Annotated in this window: 1 protein-coding gene; it reads left to right on the top strand. The window is 55.1% G+C overall.

Features of this window, described 5'->3' with window-relative positions; all coding sequences use genetic code 11:
- On the top strand, positions 1-410 hold a 410-nt coding region (locus D7Y13_RS50215), incomplete at both ends, for an FtsK/SpoIIIE domain-containing protein (protein WP_279637219.1).

Genomic DNA, 410 nt, shown 5'->3' with positions numbered 1-410 from the left:
GCTGATTATTGACGAATTGGCCGACCTGATGATGACGGCTGGCAAGGAGGTTGAGCAGCCTATTGCCCGGCTGGCTCAGTTGGCGCGGGCCATTGGCATTCACCTCGTTGTGGCTACGCAGCGGCCCTCGGTCAACGTCATTACGGGTCTCATTAAGGCCAATTTTCCGGCGCGGCTATCCTTCAAAGTAACGTCTAAAATCGACTCTCGGACCATTTTAGACACGGGTGGAGCCGAGCAGTTAGTGGGCATGGGCGACATGCTGCTGTCGTCCAACTCTGACATTATCCGGCTGCAATGTCCGTTTGTCGATACCAACGAAATTGAAGACCTGTGCGAGTTTGTTGGCAACCAGCGCGGCTACGACGATGCCTATGCGCTACCCGAATTTTTGGGCGACGATGGTGGTC

This window comes from Corallococcus praedator, from assembly GCF_003612125.1.
Lineage (GTDB): Bacteria > Myxococcota > Myxococcia > Myxococcales > Myxococcaceae > Corallococcus > Corallococcus praedator.
Note: the sequence above shows the minus strand (reverse complement) of the source record. Positions and strands in the feature narration are given on the sequence as shown.